Origin of the sequence: Enterobacter cloacae complex sp. ECC445 (assembly GCF_021892025.1) — a bacterium.
GTDB lineage: Bacteria > Pseudomonadota > Gammaproteobacteria > Enterobacterales > Enterobacteriaceae > Enterobacter > Enterobacter chengduensis.
Map to the genome: position 1 here is coordinate 74235 of NZ_JAKLRZ010000020.1, position 18657 is coordinate 92891.

Sequence of the window (18657 nt, forward strand, 5' to 3'; positions counted from 1 at the left end):
AAAAAGTAACCGAGGAGAATGTCAAAGAAATGAAATGCGGTTTCGGGTGAAATTAAACCCCGCCGAAATAATTACTTACGTAGAATAATATTTCGGCAATCGGGAAATCGCTAAGGAGATTATTAATCTCCCTTAACTTTACCAGAAGTATATTAAATTCGACGTCACTATCCCTTCCTGAAACCAGTTTCAGCGCAGCCGCAACGCAGCCATACAAGCCAGCATTGACGGGGCATCAAACACCTTTCCAGAAAGTTCCATTCTCAGCCTGAATGTTTTGTGACAGAGTGCAAATTCACAGCCACCAAATCCAGACATAACTTGCAATAGTTAACTTATTGGCCGAACTTATACCCATTAATTACGAAGCGCAAAAAAAATAAAATCTCTCGTTCCCCACAGTGAAGTGAAACCTATGTTGATTCCGTCTAAATTAAGTCGCCCGGTTCGTCTTGACCATACAGTGGTCCGCGAGCGTCTGCTGGCTAAACTTTCCGGCGCGCATAATTTCCGACTGGCGCTGGTTACGAGTCCTGCAGGTTATGGAAAAACAACGCTCATTTCGCAATGGGCCGCAGGCAAGAGCGATCTTGGCTGGTACTCTCTTGATGAGGGAGATAATCAGCAAGAACGTTTTGCCAGCTATCTGATTGCCGCAATACAGCAAGCCACCCATGGACACTGCGTCGCCAGTGAGGTGATGGTGCAAAAGCGCCAGTACGCCAGCCTGTCCTCCCTTTTCTCTCAGCTGTTCATCGAACTGGCCGAATGGCATCGCCCGCTTTACGTGGTGATTGATGATTACCATCTCATTACGAACCCGGTGATCCATGAATCGATGCGTTTCTTCCTGCGCCATCAGCCGGAAAACCTGACGCTGGTGGTGCTGTCACGCAACCTGCCGCAGCTGGGTATTGCCAACCTGCGCGTGCGCGATCAGCTTCTGGAAATCGGCAGCCAGCAGCTGGCCTTTACCCATCAGGAAGCGAAACAGTTCTTCGACTGCCGCCTGACCTCGCCGATCGAGGCCGCCGAAAGCAGCCGTCTGTGTGACGACGTTGCCGGCTGGGCCACCGCGCTGCAGCTCATCGCCCTCTCTGCCCGGCAAAACAACAGTCCGGCGCATCAGTCGGCGCGCCGTCTGGCAGGCATCAACGCCAGCCACCTTTCTGACTACCTGGTGGACGAGGTGCTCGACAGCGTCGATCCTTCGACGCGTAATTTCCTGCTGAAAAGCTCCCTGCTGCGCTCCATGAACGACGCGCTGATCGTGCGGGTGACGGGCTGTGAAAACGGCCAGCTGCAGCTGGAAGAGATTGAACGTCAGGGCCTGTTCCTGACGCGCATGGACGATCCGGGCGAGTGGTTTAGCTATCACCCGCTGTTTGGCAGCTTCCTGCGCCAGCGCTGTCAGTGGGAGCTGGCGGTTGAACTTCCGGAGATCCACCGCGCCGCCGCCGAAAGCTGGATGGCACAAGGCTTCCCGAGCGAGGCCATCCACCACGCGCTGGCCGCCGGTGATGCCAGCATGCTGCGCGATATCCTCCTCAATCATGCCTGGGGCCTGTTTAACCACAGCGAACTGACGCTGCTGGAAGAGTCCCTCAAAGCCCTGCCGTGGGAAAGCCTGCTGGAGAACCCGCGTCTTGTGCTGCTGCAGGCCTGGCTGATGCAAAGCCAGCATCGCTACAGCGAAGTGAATACCCTGCTGGCGCGCGCCGAGCAGGAGATGGAAAGCGAAATGGATACCACCCTGCACGGCGAGTTCAACGCCCTGCGTGCTCAGGTGGCCATTAACGATGGCGATCCGGAAGAAGCGGAACGGCTGGCGATGGTCGCACTGGCTGAACTGCCGCTGGCTAACTTCTACAGCCGCATCGTGGCGACCTCGGTGCATGGTGAAGTGCTGCACTGCAAAGGCGACCTCACGCGTTCGCTTTCACTCATGCAGCAAACCGAACAGATGGCGCGTCGTCATGACGTCTGGCACTACGCGCTGTGGAGCCTGATCCAGCAGAGCGAGATTTTATTCGCGCAGGGGTTCCTGCAGGCCGCCTGGGAAAACCAGGAGAAAGCGTTCCAGCTGATTCGTGAGCAGCATCTGGAACAGCTGCCGATGCACGAGTTCCTGTTGCGTATTCGCGCTCAGCTGCTGTGGGCGTGGTCGCGTCTGGATGAAGCAGAAAGCTGCGCCCGCCAGGGTGTGGACGTGCTGTCGAGCTTCCAGCCTCAGCAGCAGCTGCAGTGTCTGGCGCTGCTGGTGCAGTGCTCGCTGGCGCGGGGCGATCTCGATAACGCCCGAAACCATCTTAACCGCCTGGAAAACCTGCTCGGCAATGGTCAGTATCACAGCGACTGGGTGTCAAACGCCGATAAGGTCCGGGTGATTTACTGGCAGATGACCGGCGATAAAAAATCCGCCGCCAACTGGCTGCGTCAGACGCCAAAACCGGAATTTGCGAACAACCACTTCCTGCAGAGCCAGTGGCGCAACATTGCCCGCGCGCAGATCCTGCTCGGCGAACTAGAGCCCGCGGAGATCGTGCTGGAAGAGCTGAACGAGAACGCGCGCAGCCTGCGCCTGATGAGCGACCTGAACCGCAACCTGCTGCTGCTTAACCAGCTTTACTGGCAGGCGGGTCGTAAAAACGACGCCCAGCGCGTGCTGCTGGAAGCGCTGCAGCTGGCGAACCGCACCGGGTTTATCAGCCACTTTGTGATTGAGGGTGAAGTGATGGCGCAGCAGCTGCGCCAGCTTATTCAGCTCAACACGCTGCCGGAGCTGGATCAGCATCGCGCCCAGCGTATTTTGCGCGAGATTAACCAGCACCATCGGCACAAGTTCGCGCATTTTGATGAGAACTTTGTTGAACGTCTGCTGAACCATCCGGAAGTGCCGGAGCTTATCCGCACCAGCCCGCTCACCCAGCGAGAATGGCAGGTGCTGGGGCTGATCTATTCCGGCTACAGCAACGAGCAGATTGCCGGCGAGCTGGCGGTGGCGGCGACCACCATCAAAACGCACATCCGCAACCTATACCAGAAGCTGGGCGTGGCGCATCGTCAGGACGCGGTGCAGCATGCGCAGCAATTATTGAAGATGATGGGCTACGGAGTGTAATTCATTGCCCGGCGGCGCTACGCTTGCACGGGCCTACGGGTGTTGTAGGTCGGGTAAGCGCAGCGCCACCCTACACAACCGTTAGCACAATTCCAACTGCAAATTATTATCTTTAATTACCTGCATGACGCCCGCCGGCGGCATCACGTCGGTATAGACCGCATCCACCATGCTGATGCTGCCCATGTTCACCATCGCGTTACGGCCAAACTTGGAATGGTCCACCACCAGCATCACGTGGCGTGAGTTTTCAATGATCGCGCGCTTGGTGCGCACCTCGTGGTAATCAAACTCCAGCAGCGAGCCGTCGCTGTCGATGCCGCTGATCCCCAGAATGCCGAAGTCGAGGCGGAACTGAGAGATAAAATCGAGGGTCGCTTCGCCGATAATCCCGCCGTCGCGGCTGCGCAGCTCGCCGCCCGCGAGGATGATGCGGAAATCGTCTTTCTGCATCAGGGTGTTGGCGACGTTCAGGTTGTTGGTCACCACGCGCAGGTTCTCGTGATCCAGCAGGGCATGGGCGACCGCTTCCGGCGTGGTGCCGATATCAATAAACAGCGTCGCCCCGTTGGGGATCTGGCTTGCCACTTTACGGGCAATGCGTTCTTTCTCCGCCGTCTGCGTGGCTTTACGGTCGTGCCAGGAGGTGTTGACCGAACTGGACGGCAGCGCCGCCCCGCCGTGGTGGCGAAGAATACGGTTCTGATCGGCCAGGTCGTTCAGGTCACGACGGATGGTTTGCGGGCTGACGGCAAACTGCTCGACCAGCTCTTCGGTGCTGACGTATCCCTGTTTTTTAACCAGCTCGATAATGGCGTCATGACGTTGTGTTTGTTTCATCAATTATCCCTGAGAATTATGTTCGTTTTCGCGCATGGAGCGTGTCGGCAAAGGCCATCGCCAGCCCCACGGCCAGCCCGGCGACGTGCGCACCGTTGGCGATAGACATACCAAACAGATCAAACCATCCGGCAATTAGCCATATTAACGCAAAGGTTATTAATCCGCGCTGCAGATAGATGCCGCTTTCCGGATCGCGCTCCCCGCGAAGCCAGACGTAGCCCATCAGGGCATACACGACGCCCGACAGCCCGCCGAACCACGGCCCGCTAAACTTGTGCTGTACGTAGCCGCTCAGCAGGGCGCTGATAATGGTGATAACGATCAGCTTGCCGCTGCCCAGGCGCTTTTCAACGGCGCCGCCGAGATACCACCACCACAGCAGGTTAAAGAGGATATGCATCACCGAGAAGTGCATCAGCGCGTGGGTAAAGTAGCGCCAGACGTCAAACTCAAGAGACGGGTCATAGGGCCAGGCCAGGGCAATCATCACGCTCTGGTCGCCCACCACGTTCATAATAATGAAGACGATAATGCAGGCCGCCATCAGCAGCAGCGTAAACGGGCCCGCGCGTTCGCGAATAGTGGCAAGGAAGGGAAAGCGGCTGTAGTGCAGTCCGCTGCCCGTCTGGCCGGATTGCCAGCTTGCCGCCAGATAGCGAGGGTCACCCGGGTTCTCAAGAAAACGCGCCAGCTCCTCGTTTACCCGCCCGGCCTGGCTCTCATCGGCCAGCCAGACGTCGGTCTGCGTATGTTGCTGAATAGTCAGAATAACGCCCTGCGTCGCCATATAGTCGACAAACGCCTGGGCGACGCGCGGGTTGGTAAAAGAGGTGATCATCAACATGGGCAGCGGTCGCTTATTTCCACACAAAAGGGGACAGTATAGCGGGATTAGCGCTCAAACGCGTATTCCACTTCCGCCGGGAAATGACGATGCCAGGCATCGAAGCCGCCGTCGACGCTATAAACCGCGTCATAACCCTGCTGGAGCAGATACTGCGCCGCGCCTTTGCTGCTGTTGCCGTGGTAGCACATGACCATGACCGGCGTGTCGAAGTCGTTATCGCGCATAAACGCGCCCAGCGTGTCGTTGGTGAGATGAAACGCGCCCGGGGTATGGCCCATCGCAAAACTCTGCGGATCGCGGATGTCCACCAGCACCGCTTTTCCCTGGTGCATCTTCTGGTGGGCTTCTTCTACGTTAATACATTCAAACTGATCCATGGTGTTCTCTTTCGATTATTCAGATTTTATGCGGCTTGCTGACCCTCACCCCAGCCCTCTCCTTATAAGGGAGAGGGAGCAAACCATTCCCTCGCCCCTCTGGGGAGAGGGTTAGGGTGAGGGGAAAGGGCATCAGACCGCACTATTTTACCCCGTAGTGTACGTCCTGGCGGCGGGTAAACGCCATTATGTTATCCATATCACTCTAAATTGTTTTTTTGATGTTACCAAAAGCGCGTTCCTTTGCTATCATGAGCGATATCGAACATTTCTGAGCTTTAACGAAAGTGCATGAGGGTGTTATGGAAACCAAAGATCTGATTGTGATAGGCGGTGGCATCAACGGTGCCGGTATTGCGGTCGATGCCGCAGGACGCGGTTTATCCGTACTGATGCTGGAAGCTAACGATCTCGCCTGCGCGACGTCGTCCGCCAGCTCCAAGCTGATTCACGGTGGCCTGCGCTACCTGGAACACTACGAATTCCGCCTGGTTAGCGAAGCGCTGGCCGAACGTGAAGTGCTGCTCAAAATGGCCCCGCATCTGGCGATTCCGATGCGCTTCCGCCTGCCCCATCGCCCGCACCTGCGTCCGGCGTGGATGATCCGAATTGGTCTGTTTATGTACGATCATCTGGGTAAACGCACCAGCCTCCCGGGTTCGAAAGGGTTGCGTTTTGGCTCAGAATCGGTCCTTAAGCCTGAAATCGTGCGCGGATTCGAATATTCCGACTGCTGGGTGGACGATGCGCGTCTGGTACTGGCGAATGCGCAGATGGTCGAGAAGAAAGGCGGCGAGGTGAAAACCCGCACCCGCGCGACCGCTGCCCGTCGTGAAAACGGCCTGTGGATTGTGGAAGCGGAAGATATCGATACCGGCGAGAAATTCAGCTGGAAAGCGCGCGGCCTGGTGAACGCCACCGGTCCGTGGGTGAAGCAGTTCTTCGATGACGGCATGCATCTGCCTTCACCGTACGGCATCCGCCTGATCAAGGGCAGCCACATCGTGGTACCGCGCGTGCATACCCAGAAGCAGGCCTACATTCTGCAGAACGAAGACAAGCGCATCGTGTTTGTGATCCCGTGGATGGACGAATTCTCGATCGTTGGCACCACCGACGTGGAGTACAAAGGCGACCCGAAAAGCGTGGAGATCGACGAGAGCGAAGTGAACTACCTGCTCAAAGTGTATAACGCGCACTTTAAGAAACAGCTGTCGCGCGACGACGTGGTCTGGACCTACTCCGGCGTGCGCCCGCTGTGCGATGACGAGTCTGACTCTCCGCAGGCGATTACCCGTGACTATACGCTGGATATTCACGACGTTGACGGCCAGGCGCCGCTGCTGTCGGTATTTGGCGGCAAGCTTACCACCTACCGCAAGCTGGCCGAGCACGCGCTGGAAAAACTGGCGCCGTACTATAAAGGCATTGGCCCGGCATGGACCAAGGGCGCGGTACTGCCCGGCGGTGATATCGGCGATAACCGCGATGATTACGCCGCGAAGCTGCGCCGTCGCTTCCCGTTCATCACCGAAGGCATGGCGCGCCACTACGCCCGCACCTACGGCAGCAATACCGAGCTGTTGCTGGGTGAGGCGAAGGACATTGCGGATCTGGGCGAGCATTTCGGCCACGAGCTGTACGAAGCCGAGCTGCGCTATCTGGTGGAGCACGAGTGGGTGCGTCGTCTGGACGACGCCATCTGGCGCCGCACCAAAGAAGGGATGTGGCTGAATGCCGAGCAGCAGTCTCGCGTGGCGCAGTGGCTGCTGCAAAATGCGGGAAAGCGTGAGCTGTCGTTAGCGTCGTAATTGAAAAAAGCCGGGTGGCGGCTCCGCCTTACCCGGCCTACTCGATCCCGTAGGCCCGGTAAGCGCAGCGCCACCGGGCTTTGTTTTTACAGCCTCACCGGATCAATATGCCAGATCGTATCGGCATACTCCTTGATGGTCCTGTCAGACGAGAAATAGCCCATATTGGCGATGTTGTACATCGCGGCGCTGGTCCACTTCTCCGGCTGGCGATACAGCTCGTCCACCTTGTCCTGACAGTCCACGTAGCTGCGGTAATCCGCCAGCACCTGGTAGTGATCGCCAAAGTTAATCAGCGAATCGACCAGATCGCGATAGCGGCTCGGTTCATCAGGGCTAAACACGCCGGTCGCGATCTGCGTCAGCACCTGGCGCAACTCTTCATCCTCTTCGTAATATTGACGCGGCGAGTAGCCTTTCCTGCGCAGCGCCTCCACCTCTTCCGTCGTATTACCGAAGATAAAGATATTTTCTTCGCCCACGTGCTCCAGCATCTCGACGTTCGCCCCGTCAAGCGTGCCGATGGTCAGCGCGCCGTTAAGGGCAAACTTCATGTTACTGGTGCCGGACGCTTCCGTCCCCGCCGTGGAAATCTGCTCAGAGAGATCCGCCGCCGGGATGATCAGCTGCGCCAGGCTGACGCTGTAGTTCGGAATGAAGACCACCTTCAGCTTGTCGCCAATGTCCGGATCCTGGTTGACCACCTTCGCCACGTCGTTGATGAGATGAATGATGTGCTTCGCCATGTAGTAGGCCGACGCCGCCTTGCCGGCGAAGATCTTCACGCGCGGCACCCATTCGGCCGTCGGATCGGCCTTGATGCGGTTGTAATGGGTGATCACGTGCAGCACGTTCATCAGCTGACGCTTGTACTCGTGGATGCGTTTGATCTGCACGTCGAACAGCGCCTTCGGGTTTGCCACCACGTTGAGGTGCATCGCCAGCCAGACCGCCAGACGCTTTTTGTTCAGCAGCTTGGCTTCGCGCACGGCCTTGTTCACCGTCGGGAAATCAATATGCTGTTCCAGCTCGCTCAGCTGGCTCAGGTCGGTACGCCAGGTGCGGCCAATGTTCTCGTCCAGCACCTCCGAGAGCGGCTGGTTGGCCAGCGCCAGCCAGCGGCGCGGGGTGACGCCGTTGGTCACGTTGCAGAACCGCGTCGGGAAGATCTTCGCGAAGTCCGCAAACAGCGACTGCACCATCAGGTTCGAGTGAAGCCCGGACACGCCGTTGACCTTGTGGCTGATGACGACCGCCAGCCAGGCCATGCGCACGCGGCGTCCGTTCGATTCATCAATGATGGACGCGCGGCTCAGCAGCCCGGTATCGTTCGGATACTGCTCCTGCAGGGTCTTAAGGAAGTAGTCGTTAATCTCAAAGATAATCTGCAGATGGCGCGGCAGGATTTTGCCGAGCATATCCACCGGCCACGTCTCCAGCGCCTCGCTCATCAGCGTGTGGTTGGTGTACGAGAACACCTGGCAGGTCACCTCAAAGGCGTCATCCCAGCTGAACTTATGCTCGTCGATCAGCAGGCGCATCAGCTCCGGAATAGAGAGCACCGGATGGGTGTCGTTAAGGTGGATCGCGGTTTTCTCCGCCAGGTTGGCGTAGGTTTTGTGCAGCTGGTGGTGGCGGCTGAGGATGTCCTGAATGGTCGAGGAGACGAGGAAATACTCCTGACGCAGGCGCAGCTCGCGGCCCGAGTAGGTCGAGTCGTCCGGATACAGCACGCGGGAAACGTTCTCGGAGTGGTTTTTATCTTCCACCGCCGCAAAGTAGTCACCCTGGTTAAATTTACCGAGGTTAATTTCGCTGCTCGCCTGGGCGCTCCACAGGCGCAGCGTGTTGGTGGCGTCGGTGTCGTAGCCGGGGATGATCTGGTCGTAGGCCACGGCCAGGATCTCTTCCGTTTCCACCCAGCGGGATTTTTTTCCTTCCTGCTGAATACGCCCGCCAAAGCGCACCTTGTAGCGCGTGTTGTGGCGCTTGAACTCCCACGGGTTGCCGTACTCCAGCCAGTAGTCCGGGGACTCTTTCTGCCGCCCGTCGACGATGTTCTGCTTGAACATGCCGTAGTCGTAGCGAATGCCGTAGCCGCGGCCCGGCAGCGCCAGCGTCGCCAGCGAGTCGAGGAAGCAGGCGGCAAGACGCCCCAGGCCGCCGTTGCCGAGGCCCGGGTCGTTCTCTTCGTCAATCAGCTCTTCTAAATCCAGCCCCATCTCTTCCAGGGCGGTTTTGACGTCGTCGTAAATGCCGAGCGACAGCAGCGCGTTGGACAGCGTGCGGCCAATCAAAAATTCCATCGACAGGTAGTAAACCTGACGCGTTTCCTGCGAGAGCTGGGCGCGGTTTGAGCGCAGCCAGCGTTCAACTAAACGGTCGCGCACCGCAAACAGGGTGGCGTTCAGCCACTCGTGCTTGTTGGCAATAACCGGATCTTTCCCGATGGTGAACATCAGCTTGTAGGCGATAGAGTGCTTTAACGCCTCAACGCTGAGCGTGGGTGAAGAGTAGCTAAATGGAGCGTTCATATCAGTAACTTCGCCTCGTTACATCAAGCGTTGATAGAGATCGCGGTACGACTGCGCCGCGACGTGCCAGCTAAAGTCCATGGACATCGCCTGACGCTGAACGTAACGCCAGAGCGATGGGCGGGACCACAAGACGAAAGCACGCCGAATCGCCCGAAGCAGCGACCAGGCATTACTGTCCTCAAAGACAAACCCGCTGGCGATACCGTCCGCCAGGTTTTCCAGAGAGCTGTCGGATACGGTATCCGCCAGCCCGCCCGTGCGGCGCACCAGCGGCAGCGTGCCGTATTTCAGGCCGTAAAGCTGCGTCAGGCCGCAGGGTTCGAAGCGGCTGGGCACCAGGATGACGTCCGCGCCGCCCATGATGCGGTGCGAGAACGCCTCGTGGTAGCCAATCTGCACGCCCACCTGCCCCGGGTGTTCCGCGGCGGCGGCAAGGAAACCTTCCTGCAGCACCGGGTCGCCCGCGCCAAGCAGCGCTAGCTGTCCCCCCTGCTCAAGCAAACCGGGCAGCGCCTCCAGCACCAGATCCAGCCCTTTCTGGCTGGTCAGGCGGCTGACCACCGCAAACAGCGGCACTTTGTCGTTAACCTTCAGGCCCATCGCAATCTGCAGCTGGCGTTTGTTTTCCGCTTTGTCTTCCACGGAATCGCGGCCATAGCGCGCCGCCAGCAGGAGATCGGTTTCCGGGCTCCAGATCTGTTCATCCACGCCGTTCAGAATGCCCGACAGGCGGCCTTCCCGATGGCGCTGCTGCAGCAACCCTTCCATGCCGTAGCCAAACGCCGGCTGGGTGATTTCTCGCGCATAGGTTGGGCTGACCGCCGTGATGTGATCGGCGTAGTACAGCCCGGCTTTCAGGAACGAGATCTGCCCGTTGAACTCTAGCCCGTGCATGTTATAGAACGACCATGGCAGATCGATGTCATTCATATGGTGCGCGTAGTACATCCCCTGGTACGCCAGGTTATGCACGGTGAAGACCGATTTCGCCGGGTGGCCGCGCGCGGCGAGATACGCCGGGGCAAGCCCGGCGTGCCAGTCATGCGCGTGCACCACGTTCGGGCGCCAGAACGGATCCAGCCCCGTCGCCATTTCAGCGCCGACCCAGCCGAGCAGCGCAAAGCGCAGCACGTTATCGGTGTAGGCGAACAGGTTCGTATCGTGATACGGACTGCCCGGTCGGTCGTACAGGTGCGGCGCGTCGATCAGGTAAATCCCTACGCCATTGTAATGTCCAAACAGCAGGGTAATGCGTCCGGCAAACGTTTCACGGCGGGTCACAACCTTTGCATCAGGAATGCCGCGCCGGATATCCGGAAAGGCGGGCAGCAGGACTCGGGTATCCACGCCTCCGGCGATTTGCGCTGCCGGTAATGCACCCAGAACATCTGCCAGACCGCCCGTTTTTAACAACGGGAACATCTCAGAACATACGTGTAAAACCTGCATCATCGCTCCTGTTTGATCTGCAGCTTCCGCAACATTTCCCGTGTAACTAACACGATCCCCTCTTCCGAACGGTAGAAACGACGCGCGTCTTCTTCCGCGTTTTCACCGATGACCATCCCCTCAGGGATGACGCAGGCGCGGTCGATCACGCAACGACGCAGACGACACGAGCGCCCTACCCAGACATCCGGCAATAAGACTGCCGAATCGATATTACAGAATGAATTTATCCGCACGCGCGGGAACAGCACCGACTGCACCACCACCGAACCGGAGATAATGCACCCGCCGGACACCAGCGAGTTCAGCGTCATGCCGTGGCTGCCGGAGCGGTCCTGCACGAACTTGGCCGGCGGCAGGGATTCCATATGGGTTCGAATCGGCCAGTTCTGATCGTACATATCCAGCTCAGGCGTGACCGACGCCAGGTCGAGGTTCGCTTTCCAGTACGCTTCCAGCGTGCCCACGTCGCGCCAGTAAGGCTCCGCGTTCGGATCGGACTGCACGCAGGACAGCGGGAAAGGATGTGCATATGCCATGCCAGCCTGGGTGATTTTCGGGATGATATCTTTGCCAAAGTCGTGGCTGGAGTTTTCGTCTTTGTCGTCTTCTTCCAGCAGCTCATAAAGATAATCTGCATCAAAGACATAGATCCCCATGCTGGCGAGCGATTTGGTGTCATCGCCCGGCATGGTTGGCGGGTTCGCCGGTTTTTCAACGAAGTCGATGATTTTATCGTCGGCATCCACGTGCATCACGCCAAACGCCGTCGCCTCGGCAACGGGCACCGGCAGACACGCCACGGTGCAGCGCGCCCCTTTTTCGACGTGGTCGATCAGCATGTGGGAGTAATCTTGCTTGTAGATGTGGTCCCCGGCGAGGATGACAATGTATTCCGCGCTATAGCGACGAATGATGTCGAGGTTCTGGGTCACCGCATCCGCCGTCCCGCGATACCAGTTCTCGCCGTGAACGCGCTGCTGAGCAGGCAGGAGATCGACAAACTCGTTCATCTCCTCGCTGAAGAATGACCAGCCGCGCTGAATATGCTGCACCAGGGTGTGCGACTGATACTGCGTAATGACGCCAATGCGGCGAATGCCCGAGTTCAGGCAGTTGGAGAGGGCAAAATCGATGATGCGGAACTTACCACCGAAGTGAACGGCAGGCTTGGCGCGCTTGATGGTCAAATCTTTCAGGCGGGTACCACGCCCGCCCGCAAGTATCAGGGCAACCGTTTTTAAGGGTAGCTGGCGTGCCAACATTAAGGGATCGTTCTTCTCTAATCTAACCATGACTAACTCCTTTTTTATCATCTTTGGAATACGCACACTCCGTGCGCAGGCCCGTGCCAGACAGCCATTACTACCGGATTATCCGCTCCGGCAAAGGGGGGAACGGCGCGCCACTCCCCGTCAGGTAAAACAATCTCTGCGACGTCATCCGTCGCGTTCAGCGTGACCAGCCATTTATCCGACAGCAGGATTTGCAGGCGTGGGACGCCGTGTTGCCACTCTTGCGCGCTTAACGGTTGCGCGTCTTTATTCAGCCAGCGAACGTTGCCGTCACCCTCTTCCCACCAGCGATCGGCGGTAAGGGCGGGGATCTGCTGGCGGAGGTGGATCAGCGCGGCGGTGAAATGGATCAACCCGCTGTTGGCCTCCCCCCAGTCAAGCCAGGTCAGGGTGTTATCCTGGCAATAGGCGTTGTTGTTGCCGTGCTGGCTGTGACCGTGCTCATCGCCCGCCAGCAGCATCGGCGTGCCCTGCGACAATAAAAGCGTGGTCAGCAGCGCATGGACGCTGGCGCGTCGCCGCTCTATCACATCCAGACTTCCGCCTAACCCTTCTATACCATGGTTAAAGCTATGGTTATTGTTAGTCCCATCGCGATTCTCTTCGCCGTTTGCCTCATTGTGTTTCTGATTGAAACAAACGCAGTCCCTGAGCGTAAAACCGTCGTGCGCCGTCACCAGATTAACGGTGGCCGACGGGCGTTTGCCGTCGCGCTTAAAGAGATCGCTGGACGCGGCAAAGCGCCCGGCAAATTCCCCCAGCGGCAGATTCCGCTCCAGCCAGAAGCGGCGCGCGGCATCGCGATAGTGGTCGTTCCACTCGGCAAACAGCGGCGGGAAATTCCCGACCTGATATCCACCTTCTCCAATGTCCCACGGCTCCGCGATGAGCTTCACCTGCGAGAGCACCGGACAGTTTTTTATCGCCTCAAACAGCGGCGCCTGCTGGCTGAACGCTGGCGTGCGCCCCATCACCGGCGCCAGGTCGAAACGAAAACCGTCGACGTGGAACGTCTCTACCCAGTATTTCAGGCATTCATAAGCAAAATGCGTGACCGCCGGATGGCTGAGGTTGAGCGTGTTGCCGCAGCCGGTCCAGTTCTCATAATCACCATCCTGCCTGATCCAATAATAGCTACGGTTATCAATTCCGCGCATGGAGAGCGTCGGGCCGTCGAGATCGCTTTCTGCGCTGTGGTTCAGCACCACGTCCAGAATGACCTCAATGCCCGCCGCGTGGAGCGACTTCACCGCATCGCGGAACTCCTCCCGCGCTTTTTCCGGATGGACGGCATAGCGCGGTTCGAGCGCAAACATCGCCAGCGGGTTGTAGCCCCAGTAGTTGCTCAGCCCGAGCCGCTGCAGGCGCGGTTCGCTGGCAAAATGGGCGACGGGGAGCAGTTCAAGGGCGGTGATGCCGAGGTGTTTCAGGTAGGCGATCATGGTGGGATGCCCGAGCGCCTTATAGGTGCCGCGCATCTCCTTAGGGATAGACGGGTGCAGCCAGGTCAGCCCTTTGACGTGGGCTTCATAAATGACGGTATTGCCCCACGGCGTGCGCGGCGGAGCATCGTCTTCCCAGTCGTACAGATCGTTCACCACCACGCTTTTGGGCACGAAGGGCGCGCTGTCGCGATGGTCGGGCTCGCCGTAGCCCACGTGGAAGAGCGGGTTGTCTTTAAACTCGCCATCGACGCGGTGCGCGCACGGGTCAATCAGCAGCTTCGCCGGGTTAAACCAGTGACCCTGCGCCGGTTCCCACGGGCCGTGTACGCGAAAGCCATAGTGCATGCCTGGCCGTCCTCCGGCCAGATAGCCGTGCCAGGTATCCCCCGTGCGCGCGGGGAGATCGTAACGGTGCTCGTTACCTTCCCCATCAAACACGCAAAGCTCTACCCGCTCAGCGTGAGCGGAAAAAAGCGTGAAGTTCACGCCCTTACCGTCAAAACGCGCGCCGTGCGGTTCGGGATGACCTGCCGTAAGCTGCGTCATTCGCCCTCCCGCATCAGCCAGATGGTGGCAAGCGGCGGCAGCGTCAGGCACAGGGAGTTTGGCCGCCCGTGGCTTTCGATGACGTCGCTCTGCACCAGCCCGCCGTTACCGGCGTTGCTGCCGTGGTAGTGCATCGAATCGGTATTGAGGATTTCGCGCCATTTGCCCGGCTGGTTGATGCCGAAGCGGTAGTGTTCGCGCGGCACCGGCGTAAAGTTGCTGGCGACGATGATCTCGTTACCCGCCTTGTCACGCCGCACGAAGACAAACACCGAACGCTCGTGGTCGTCCACCACCAGCCACTCAAAGCCGTAAGGATCGAAATCGAGCTCGTGCAGCGCCTTGTGGTGGCGATAGGTCAGGTTCAGGTCGCGCACCAGGCGCTGCACGCCGTGGTGCCAGTTGTCGCCGCCTTCCAGCAGGTGCCAGTCGAGGCTGGTATCGTGGTTCCACTCGCGCCCCTGCGCGAACTCGTTGCCCATAAACAGCAGCTTTTTACCCGGGAAGGCAAACAGCCAGCCGTAGTAGGCGCGCAGGTTGGCAAACTTCTGCCACGCGTCGCCCGGCATGCGGTCGAGAATCGACTTTTTGCCGTGCACCACTTCATCGTGCGACAGCGGCAGCATGAAGTTTTCGGTGTAGTTGTAGAGTATCCCGAACGTCAGCTTATCGTGATGATACTTGCGGTGAACCGGATCCAGCTTCATGTAGTCGAGCGTGTCGTGCATCCAGCCCAGGTTCCACTTATACCAGAACCCCAGACCGCCTGAGGATGGCGGTCGCGAGACGCCCGCAAAGTCGGTCGACTCCTCCGCCATGGTCACGGCACCGTCCACCTGCTCGCCGATAATGCGGTTGGTATTGCGCAGGAATTCAATGGCTTCCAGGTTTTCGCGGCCGCCATACTCGTTCGGGATCCACTCGCCCTCTTTGCGGCTGTAGTCGCGGTAGATCATCGACGCCACCGCATCCACGCGCAGGGCATCAATGCCGAAGCGCTCGATCCAGTACAGGGCGTTCCCGACCAGGTAGTTTGCAACCTCACGCCGACCGTAGTTGTAGATCAGCGTGTTCCAGTCCTGGTGATAGCCTTCGCGCGGGTCGCTGTGCTCGTACAGCTTCGTGCCGTCAAACTCTGCCAGCGCGAAATCATCCGCCGGGAAATGGCCCGGCACCCAGTCGAGGATGACGCTCAGCCCGGCGGCGTGCGCGGCATCAATAAAATAGCGGAAGTCATCGCGCGTGCCGAAGCGGCGGGTCGGCGCATAAAGACCGGTGGGCTGGTAGCCCCAGCTGCCGTCGAACGGGTGCTCATTGACCGGCAGCAGCTCAAGGTGGGTAAAGCCCATCCATTTGGCGTACGGCACCAGCTGGTCGGCAAGCTCCCGGTAGCTGAGCCAGAAGTTGTTATCGGTGTGGCGACGCCAGGAGCCAAGATGCACTTCATAGACGGAGATGGGGGCATCAAAGCGGTTGGCCTGTTTACGCTCTTCCGTCTGGACCACCTTCTCCGGCAGGCCGCAAATCAGCGACGCCGTGTCCGGGCGCATCTGCGCCTCGAAGGCATACGGGTCGGCTTTAATGCGCAGCTTGCCGTGGGCGTCGATCATCTCGAATTTATACAGCTGCCCGTAGTGCGCCCCGGGGATAAACAGCTCCCAAATGCCGGTTTCCCGACGCAGGCGCATCGGGTGGCGGCGACCGTCCCAGTAGTTGAACTGGCCGACCACGGAGACGCGCTGGGCGTTAGGCGCCCACACGGAGAACCGCGTGCCGGTAATGCCGTCCATGGTATCGGCATGGGCACCCAGCGTTTCATAAGGGCGAAGATGCGTTCCTTCGGAGAGCAGCCAGGCATCCATCTCCTTCAGCAGAGGGCCAAAGCTGTAAGGATCGTCAATCAGGTTTTGCTGGCCGTGCCAGAGAACGGCAAGCTGATAGCGAAAAGGGTTTTTACGGCGGGGCATCACGCCCGAGAAGAAGCCACGAGAATCGAGGCATTCAAGATTACCGACCTTGCGGCCGGTTTTGGGCTCAATCACCCAGACTTCGGTGGCATCCGGTAACAGCGCCCGAACTTCCAGACCCGCCTCTGTACGGTGCATCCCCAGCACGGAAAAGGGGTCGGCAAAATGACCCGCAATAAGCGCATTAATCACGTCTCTATCCACACGATCGGACATGGTATTCATCCTGTTTTTTATGTCGTCCTTTTTAAGCGCTCCGGGACGACTTTTAATGTGACCTGAACGGGACAGCACAAAAATGTGCATCCATTCTGTTCCGTTCGAACCTCAGGTAAGAAATGACTCTTCCTTAAAGCATAGCCAACGCTCTAGATGACTCCTGATAAAAAATAAGGCATACGCGTGTTACTCCATGTAGTACGCAAAAAAAGGGGGTGAAAATCACCCCCGGTCGTTAACAAATTATTACGCCAGCTGGCGCAGCATGCGGCGCAGCGGCTCGGCGGCGCCCCACAGGAGCTGGTCGCCAACGGTGAACGCGGAGAGGTACTCCGGCCCCATGTTCAGCTTGCGCAGGCGGCCAACCGGCGTGGTCAGCGTGCCGGTCACGGCAGCCGGGGTCAGCTCGCGCATGGTGATGTCGCGATCGTTTGGTACCACTTTCGCCCACGGATTGTGCGCGGCCAGCAGCTCTTCCACGGTCGGAATAGACACATCTTTTTTCAGTTTAATGGTGAAGGCCTGGCTGTGGCAGCGCAGCGCACCGATACGTACGCACAGACCGTCAACCGGAATGGTGTTCGCGGTATTGAGGATTTTGTTGGTCTCAGCCTGGCCCTTCCACTCTTCGCGGGTCTGGCCGTTATCCAGCTGTTTGTCGATCCACGGGATCAGGCCGCCGGCCAGCGGTACGCCAAAGTTATCCACCGGCAGCGCGCCGCTGCGGGTCAGATCGGTGACTTTACGCTCGATATCCAGGATTGCGGAGGCCGGGTTTGCCAGCTCGGTCGCGACGCTGTTATGCAGCTGGCCCATCTGGGTAAGCAGCTCGCGCATGTGGCGCGCGCCGCCGCCGGATGCGGCCTGGTAGGTCGCCACGGAGACCCACTCCACCAGATCCTGCGCGAACAGGCCGCCGAGGGACATCAGCATCAGGCTGACGGTGCAGTTACCGCCGACAAAGGTTTTCACGCCGCTGTTCAGGGCGTCGGTGATAACCCCCTGGTTCACCGGGTCGAGAATAATAATGGCATCGTCCTTCATGCGCAGCGATGAGGCTGCGTCAATCCAGTAGCCCTGCCAGCCGCTTTCACGCAGCTTTGGATAGATTTCGTTGGTATAATCGCCGCCCTGGCACGTCACAACAATGTCGAGTGCCTTCAGCGCTTCCAGATCGTAAGCATCCTGCAACGTGCCTGTGGTACCACCAAAGGACGGAGCAGCCTGGCCAAGCTGAGAAGTGGAGAAGAAGACCGGGCGGATAGCGTCGAAGTCGCGCTCTTCAACCATGCGTTGCATGAGTACAGAGCCGACCATACCGCGCCAGCCGATAAAACCAACGTTTTTCATAGCATTTTTTTCCTGCTGAGGGTGTGTGCTGATTGTGCAAGCCAGTATTGAACTGGGATATGCTTCACATTACAAAATGCTGCCAAAGTCGCAAGCGAAATTAATCGATGATTGCCCGGCAATCAGAAATACAGCTAATTATCATAATAACCTTAGAGATGTTCAGGGATAATTTACATGAGTGAAATCATTTCCGCCGCGGTTTTATTGATCCTGATTATGGATCCCCTGGGTAACCTGCCTATCTTCATGTCGGTGCTAAAGCACACCGAGCCGAAGCGCCGCCGGGCGATCATGATCCGCGAGCTGCTCATCGCCCTGCTGGTGATGTTTATCTTCCTGTTTGCAGGTGAAAAAATTCTCGCGTTCCTGAACCTGCGCGCTGAAACCGTGTCGATTTCCGGCGGGATTATTCTGTTCCTGATTGCCATTAAGATGATTTTCCCGAGCGCGGAAGGCAGCAGCAGCGGCCTGCCTGCGGGTGAAGAGCCGTTTATCGTGCCGCTGGCGATTCCCCTCGTCGCCGGGCCGACCATTCTGGCCACGCTGATGCTGCTTTCGCATCAGTATCCGAACCAGATGAGCCACCTGGTAATTGCCCTACTGATCGCCTGGGGCGGGACGTTTATTATCCTGCTGCAGTCTTCGCTATTCCTGCGCCTGCTGGGCGAGAAAGGGGTGAACGCGCTGGAACGCCTGATGGGGCTGATTCTGGTGATGATGGCGACGCAGATGTTCCTGGACGGGATCCGCGCGTGGATGAAAGGCTGACTTTCTCCCTCTCCCCGTGGGAGAGGGCCGGGGTGGGCATCAGGCCGCAGAGGACGTATTTTTGCCGGGTGGCGGCTTC

12 protein-coding genes are annotated in these 18657 nt (G+C 58.5%); 3 read left to right on the top strand and 9 right to left on the bottom strand.

What is annotated here, in order from left to right; genetic code table 11:
- The first annotated feature begins 415 nt into the window (after positions 1–415).
- Positions 416–3121, top strand: coding sequence for an HTH-type transcriptional regulator MalT (malT, locus tag L6R44_RS15705; protein ID WP_032644585.1), 2706 nt, complete (start codon positions 416–418; stop codon positions 3119–3121).
- A gap of 81 nt (positions 3122–3202) precedes the next feature.
- On the opposite strand, the gene L6R44_RS15710 is transcribed toward malT, so the two are convergent.
- The 3 genes from L6R44_RS15710 to glpE are packed head-to-tail and all read right to left on the bottom strand — an operon-like array spanning position 3203 to position 5188.
- On the bottom strand, positions 3203–3961 hold the full coding sequence (locus L6R44_RS15710) for a DeoR/GlpR family transcriptional regulator (RefSeq protein ID WP_008503060.1): 759 nt from the start codon (positions 3959–3961) through the stop codon (positions 3203–3205).
- A 16-nt stretch (positions 3962–3977) separates the two neighbouring features.
- Entirely contained in the window at positions 3978–4808 is an 831-nt protein-coding gene (glpG, locus tag L6R44_RS15715) for a rhomboid family intramembrane serine protease GlpG (protein WP_032644586.1), read from the bottom strand.
- A gap of 47 nt (positions 4809–4855) precedes the next feature.
- Positions 4856–5188 carry a thiosulfate sulfurtransferase GlpE gene (gene glpE / locus L6R44_RS15720; RefSeq protein WP_008503062.1) on the bottom strand — a complete coding sequence of 111 codons (333 nt, stop codon included), beginning with the start codon at positions 5186–5188 and terminating at the stop codon, positions 4856–4858.
- Between the two features lie 302 nt (positions 5189–5490).
- Here glpE and glpD point away from each other — a divergent pair, with 302 nt between their 5' ends.
- Positions 5491–6999, top strand: coding sequence for a glycerol-3-phosphate dehydrogenase (glpD, locus tag L6R44_RS15725; protein ID WP_237424721.1), 1509 nt, complete (start codon positions 5491–5493; stop codon positions 6997–6999).
- Positions 7000–7085: 86 nt separating this feature from the next.
- On the opposite strand, the gene glgP is transcribed toward glpD, so the two are convergent.
- The 6 genes from glgP to asd all read right to left on the bottom strand — a co-directional run bounded on the left by glgP (position 7086) and on the right by asd (position 17807).
- Positions 7086–9533 (bottom strand): glycogen phosphorylase, encoded by a 2448-nt coding sequence (gene glgP / locus L6R44_RS15730; protein WP_237424722.1) that lies wholly within the window; start codon positions 9531–9533, stop codon positions 7086–7088.
- An 18-nt stretch (positions 9534–9551) separates the two neighbouring features.
- Positions 9552–10985 (bottom strand): glycogen synthase GlgA, encoded by a 1434-nt coding sequence (glgA, locus tag L6R44_RS15735; protein WP_032644589.1) that lies wholly within the window; start codon positions 10983–10985, stop codon positions 9552–9554.
- Positions 10985–12280, bottom strand: coding sequence for a glucose-1-phosphate adenylyltransferase (gene glgC / locus L6R44_RS15740; RefSeq protein ID WP_032644590.1), 1296 nt, complete (start codon positions 12278–12280; stop codon positions 10985–10987). Before glgC ends, glgA begins: the two co-directional genes overlap by 1 nt.
- A 17-nt stretch (positions 12281–12297) precedes the next feature.
- Positions 12298–14271 carry a glycogen debranching protein GlgX gene (gene glgX, locus L6R44_RS15745; protein ID WP_237424723.1) on the bottom strand — a complete coding sequence of 658 codons (1974 nt, stop codon included), beginning with the start codon at positions 14269–14271 and terminating at the stop codon, positions 12298–12300.
- Positions 14268–16454 carry a 1,4-alpha-glucan branching enzyme gene (gene glgB / locus L6R44_RS15750; RefSeq protein WP_237424724.1) on the bottom strand — a complete coding sequence of 729 codons (2187 nt, stop codon included), beginning with the start codon at positions 16452–16454 and terminating at the stop codon, positions 14268–14270. The genes glgX and glgB overlap by 4 nt, the downstream gene beginning before the upstream one ends.
- Before the next feature lie 249 nt (positions 16455–16703).
- On the bottom strand, positions 16704–17807 hold the full coding sequence (asd, locus tag L6R44_RS15755) for an aspartate-semialdehyde dehydrogenase (protein ID WP_237424725.1): 1104 nt from the start codon (positions 17805–17807) through the stop codon (positions 16704–16706).
- Between the two features lie 177 nt (positions 17808–17984).
- Here asd and yhgN point away from each other — a divergent pair, with 177 nt between their 5' ends.
- Positions 17985–18578: an NAAT family transporter YhgN gene (yhgN, locus tag L6R44_RS15760; RefSeq protein WP_003861574.1), complete on the top strand. Its 594-nt coding sequence runs from the start codon at positions 17985–17987 to the stop codon at positions 18576–18578.
- The last annotated feature ends 79 nt before the right edge of the window (positions 18579–18657 follow it).

What these genes read in the sequence shown, in the direction of transcription:
- malT (WP_032644585.1), top strand. Translation starts at nt 416, where the DNA reads ATGTTGATTCCGTCTAAATTAAGTCGCCCGGTTCGTCTTGACCATACA.
- L6R44_RS15710 (WP_008503060.1), bottom strand. Translation starts at nt 3,961, where the DNA reads ATGAAACAAACACAACGTCATGACGCCATTATCGAGCTGGTTAAAAAA.
- glpG (WP_032644586.1), bottom strand. Translation starts at nt 4,808, where the DNA reads ATGTTGATGATCACCTCTTTTACCAACCCGCGCGTCGCCCAGGCGTTT.
- glpE (WP_008503062.1), bottom strand. Translation starts at nt 5,188, where the DNA reads ATGGATCAGTTTGAATGTATTAACGTAGAAGAAGCCCACCAGAAGATG.
- glpD (WP_237424721.1), top strand. Translation starts at nt 5,491, where the DNA reads ATGGAAACCAAAGATCTGATTGTGATAGGCGGTGGCATCAACGGTGCC.
- glgP (WP_237424722.1), bottom strand. Translation starts at nt 9,533, where the DNA reads ATGAACGCTCCATTTAGCTACTCTTCACCCACGCTCAGCGTTGAGGCG.
- glgA (WP_032644589.1), bottom strand. Translation starts at nt 10,985, where the DNA reads ATGCAGGTTTTACACGTATGTTCTGAGATGTTCCCGTTGTTAAAAACG.
- glgC (WP_032644590.1), bottom strand. Translation starts at nt 12,280, where the DNA reads ATGGTTAGATTAGAGAAGAACGATCCCTTAATGTTGGCACGCCAGCTA.
- glgX (WP_237424723.1), bottom strand. Translation starts at nt 14,271, where the DNA reads ATGACGCAGCTTACGGCAGGTCATCCCGAACCGCACGGCGCGCGTTTT.
- glgB (WP_237424724.1), bottom strand. Translation starts at nt 16,454, where the DNA reads ATGTCCGATCGTGTGGATAGAGACGTGATTAATGCGCTTATTGCGGGT.
- asd (WP_237424725.1), bottom strand. Translation starts at nt 17,807, where the DNA reads ATGAAAAACGTTGGTTTTATCGGCTGGCGCGGTATGGTCGGCTCTGTA.
- yhgN (WP_003861574.1), top strand. Translation starts at nt 17,985, where the DNA reads ATGAGTGAAATCATTTCCGCCGCGGTTTTATTGATCCTGATTATGGAT.